The organism is Streptomyces hirsutus, assembly GCF_001418415.1.
GTDB lineage: Bacteria > Actinomycetota > Actinomycetes > Streptomycetales > Streptomycetaceae > Streptomyces > Streptomyces hirsutus.
In genome coordinates, this window is sequence record NZ_LIQT01000328.1 from 1 (window position 1) to 4670 (window position 4670).

At 70.0% G+C, this 4670-nt stretch carries 2 protein-coding genes; both read left to right on the plus strand.

Translation table 11 applies throughout. The annotated features are described in order from the left end of the window. Positions 1 to 3293 (plus strand): AAA domain-containing protein (locus AOK11_RS23900; RefSeq protein ID WP_338058940.1); only part of this gene is annotated, 3293 nt, incomplete at its 5' end. Between the two features lie 267 nt (positions 3294 to 3560). Next, the gene (locus tag AOK11_RS23905) at positions 3561 to 4538 is read left to right on the plus strand and encodes a hypothetical protein (RefSeq protein ID WP_055595794.1); all 978 of its coding nucleotides are present in this window, start codon (positions 3561 to 3563) and stop codon (positions 4536 to 4538) included. Positions 4539 to 4670 lie beyond the last annotated feature (132 nt).

Sequence of the window (4670 nt, forward strand, 5' to 3'; positions counted from 1 at the left end):
CGGTGGGGTGGCGCGAGGAGATCGTTACGGCTCTGGGGGAGCTGCTCGCGATCACGGGCGGCGCGGGAAGGCAGCCGCGCTGGCAGCGCGTGGGGCGGGCGGTGCGCACCGGGGAGGCCGGCTGGTACGCGGTGGATCTGCGCGGCTCCGACATCGGACCGGACCAGTTGGACGCGCTGCGCCTCGCGGGTCCGGAGCCGGACGGCGTCGAGACGAAGGGCTTCGCCGTCTCGGAGACGGTGCAGAACGGCTCCCTGCTCACGCTGAAGGTCGCCGAGTTCGCCGACCTCACGGACGCGTACCTGTGGCTGCTCAAGCAGCCGCCGACCTTCCTGGTGGAGGCCCTGCGCGACGGCATCGCCGGGCTGGGCGAGGCCCCGCTGGCGAGTGCCCTGGCCGCAGGTGCGATTGGCGGCACGTCCTCGCCCGACCTCGATCCGCCGGGGTTCCACCCGGCGCAGGGCGATGCCTACCGCGCGTGCCTGGGCCAGGGTGTTCATCTGGTGTGGGGCCCGCCGGGCACCGGCAAGACGACGGTGCTGAAGCGTGCCATCGGCGACCTGATCGCCCGCGGCGACCGGGTACTGCTGGTGTCCGCCACCAACATCGCCGTCGACAACGCCCTGTTGGGCGTGGTGAAGGAGAAGCGGCACGGCCCGGGTGACATCGTCCGCGTGGGCCCGCCGCAGTTGCGGGAGGTCGCCGACGATCCAGGCGTGTCACTGCCGCTCATGGTGCGTGAGCGGCTGGCCGAGACGGCCGAGCGCAGGCATGTCATCGAGACCACGCTGGTGGGCGTCCGGACCCGCGCGGCGGAACTCGCCGCGCTGGACACCTCCCTCGTCCGCTTCGATCCGGCCGCGTACTTCGACGCGCTGAAGCTGCTGCGCACGCCCTGCCACGATCCGGTGTCCGCGCGGGAGCGGGCGGAGACGGCGGCGGCTGACCTGGAGGAGGCGCTGGCGGCCCGCGAGGCGGCGCAGCAGACCGCGGTCGCGGCCCAGCGGAGCCGGGACGGGGCCGAGGAGTCGCGTCGGAAGTGGGCCGAGGTCGACGGGCTGCGCAAGGAACAGTCCCGCATCCTCAAGGCCGCGGAGCGGAAGGAGGCCGAGGCCCTGATCACCGAGGGCCATCTCGGCGACCTGCGCGAGGAGTTTCGGCAGCTCGACGCCCAGCGGTCCGTGGCCCGGTGGCGCGCCCGGGAGAAACGGCAGGAACTCCGCGACCAGCTGGCCATCACGGAGGAGGACGTCACCCGCACACGCCGGGCGGCGCATGCCGCGCGCACCACGGCCGAGGCGCACATCGTCGCACTGGAGAAGGAGCTGGCGGACCTGGTCGCCGGCAACACCCACACACGCGAGCGGATCACCGCCCTGGAACAGGCACTCGCCTTCGCGCAGTCCACGTACAAGTCCGCCCTGGAGCTCGTGACCACCCGCCGCGAGGAGGCGACCCGGCTGGAACAAGCCGTCGTCCGCGCCCTGGACGCGGCGGAACTCACCTCCCGCGCCGAGCGGCAGGCCTGGCCGGCCCGCCACGCCCGCGCCAAGCGATTACGCCCCCAGGTCACGGCCGACGCCGGCCGACGCGCCACCCTGGAGGAGCAGTTCCAGCAGGTCCAGGAGGAGTACGAACGCCTCGCCCGCAACGCACAGGGCGAGATCATCAAGAGCGCGAAACTGGTGGCCACCACGCTCGCCCGGTTCCGCACCAACAAGGCGGTCTTCGAGGGCCCGTACGACGTGGTCCTGGTCGACGAGGTGGGCGCGGCAACGCTACCCGAGGTGATCCTCGCGACGGCGAAAGCGACCCGAACCGCCGTCCTGCTCGGTGATTTCATGCAGCTCGGCCCGGTCATCGAGGAGCGGCTGAAGGATCTCGGTCGTCCGGACGTCAAGCGCTGGCTGCTCCCGGACGTCTTCCAGCACTGCGGCATCCAGGACCCCGCGGACGCCCAGCGGCATCCGGCCTGCGTCACCTTGACCGAGCAGCACCGCTTCGGTCCGGCGGTGATGCGCCTGACCAACTCTCTCGCGTACGGGGGAATGCTGCGGGGCGGCCAACAGACCGTGGCGCCGCGGCCTCCCGACGACCCCGAGATCGTCCTCGTGGACACCGACGGACTGCACGAACTGGCCAGGCCCCACCTGACCGGCCGCCGCAGCGGCTGGTGGCCGGCCGGGTCACTGATCGCCAGGGCGCTGGTGGAGTACCACGGCGCGAGGGGCGAGGATACGGGCGTCGTCACGCCCTACGGCGTCCAAGCGGAGGCGACCCTGGAGGCCCTGCGGGACGTGGAGAGCAGCGGTGGCCCACTGGCGGAGGTGGGCACCGCGCACCGGTTCCAGGGGCGGGAGTTCCCCGTCGTCGTCTTCGACACGGTCGAGGGTGCGGACGGCCGCGAACTGTGGATGTCGATGGCGCACCGAGGGCCGGATGCCTCGGACTGGATACGCAACGGCGTGCGCCTGTTCAACGTGGCGGCCACCCGCGTCCAGACCCGCCTCTACGTCATCGGCAGCTGGGAGCGCATCCGGACCGCGAAGAACGGCACGGTCTTCACCCACCTGGCCTCGCTGGTCGGCTCCCCCGGCGTCCGGCGCCTGCGGGCCGGGCATCTGATCACCCCGCCGCACGAGGACAAACGGGAACTCGGCGTCTTCGGGAGCGCCCTCGCCGACGTCCTGGCCCGGCACGTCGAGGTGACGGACATCGACGACGAGCGGAGCTTCTTCAGCACGTTCGAGGACGAGATCCGCGACGCGCGCGCCTCGGTCTGGCTGTGGGCGCCGTGGGTCGCCAACCGTGTGCGCGGCGTCCTGCCGCTGCTGCGCGAGGCGGCCGGACGGGGCGTACGGGTCACGGTGTTCATCCGCGACGACACGGACAAGCTCCAGGCCAGCCCGAACAGCCAGAGCCTCATCGCGGACCTCCGGGCCGTCGTCCACACGGTCGTCCCCGTCAACGTCATGCACCAGAAGATCGCGGTGATCGACGAGCGAACGGTGATGCTCGGCAGCCTCAACACCCTGTCCCAGTCCTGGACCCGCGAGGTCATGGTGACGATGCGCGGCGGCCACTTCGCCCGCAAGCTCCTGGAGCACGAGCACGCCGAGCTGTTCGCCCGCCCGCCGAAGTGCGCCCGCTGCGGCGGCACCAGTATCGAACTGCGCCGCCGCACGAACGGTACCTGGTTCTGGCGCTGCTACGACACGGTCTGCAAGACGGGACGGAACGGCCGGAGCGACGCCTGGAACCAGGACATCCGGTTGGGCGGGGGCAGGCGCTGAGGACGTGTACAACGTTCGTCCACCACCAGTGAGTTCGGGGAACCGTTGGCGTTCCGGGCACCTTCTGTGGCAGGCTCGTGCGTACCAGCAACGGGATCTCGCTCGTGGCCAGATCACCAGCTGTGCTTCGCCAAGGAGTCCGCGGACGCACCCGGATTACCGGCATCTCCCACCCCCATCTTCCACGCAGCAGGCACGAGTCCGCAGCGGCGGCACTCCACGCGCATGCCCGCGCTCGATGCCTGTGCACCACTCGGAGACTCAGCCATGGCGAAAAATTCCACCCCATCACATCTCTACTTCCTGACTCAGCCCAAGGGCGACGGCGCCATGCTCTTCAGCATGCGGGCGACGCCCCATGGACCGGAGCTGTCGAAGATCGGGACGTTCGACAACCGCGCCAAATCCCACCTGCTTGCCGCCGCTCTCAACGTGGCACTTCAGGGAGGAACAGGCGCCCTCGCGGAGGTTCACCGGTGCTCGGCTTCCCTGCCGGGCCCCCTCAGGAAGGCGATCATCGACGTCGCGGAGGAGATCGAGGACGCGCATCGTGACGCTCCACGAGCTCAGGCCGCGCGCAAGGTCTCGCGAGCTGTCACGGAGAACCTGGAGCAGCCCAATGTGGCCATGTTCTCCCTGTTCAGCGCGACCGCTTGCGGGAGCTGCCGGGACTGTGACTGCGCTGCTGACGCGGACTGCTCGAAGTGCCCTGTCTGCGGAGTCGACGGCCGTGGCTGCGAGAACTGCGGCACCGTCGAGGTGACGCCCAGGGCTGCCTTCGTTCTCTATCGTGAACTGAGGGACCTTGCGGACAAGACATACCTCGCCGCTCATCAGTCCGACTTCTGGGAACACAGCCTCCCAGCCAGCGCGGGGACCCAGTCGGACTGGTTCCTTCTTCACTGCGCTCGCGCTTACGACGACCTCGCGGCCGATCTGCTCGCCGGCGGCATCCCGGAACCGCGCTGCCTGGCCGAGAGCGTACTGCTCGGCTATGCCGTGCCCAGCATCGGCGGGCCCCGAGCGGAATCCGTCCACACGGACGAGGCCTACCAGGCCCTTCCGTCCTCTCGTTTCGACAAAGACTGGGAGTTCTCCGTTTATATGAGCGAAGTGCTCGATGTAGGCGACAGGGCGTACTACTTCCTGGAGGCAGACACGGTCGAAGAAGACCTGTGGGACGAATGGTTCAAGCCTTACCCGGGCATCGAGCCCCGGGACAAGACCCGTGGATTCCGCGGCTGACGTTCACCCCGACCCAGCCATTACCAGGACAGCGTCCAGCCCGCTCGGCTGGACGCCCCTCCACGGGTGCACGGCTCAACATCAAAGCCCAGGCCGCGTACAGCGAGCCAGGGCGCACTCCGCCCACACCGT

Coding starts and splice junctions, on each gene's coding strand:
- AOK11_RS23905 (WP_055595794.1), top strand. CDS start 3,561: ATGGCGAAAAATTCCACCCCATCACATCTCTACTTCCTGACTCAGCCC.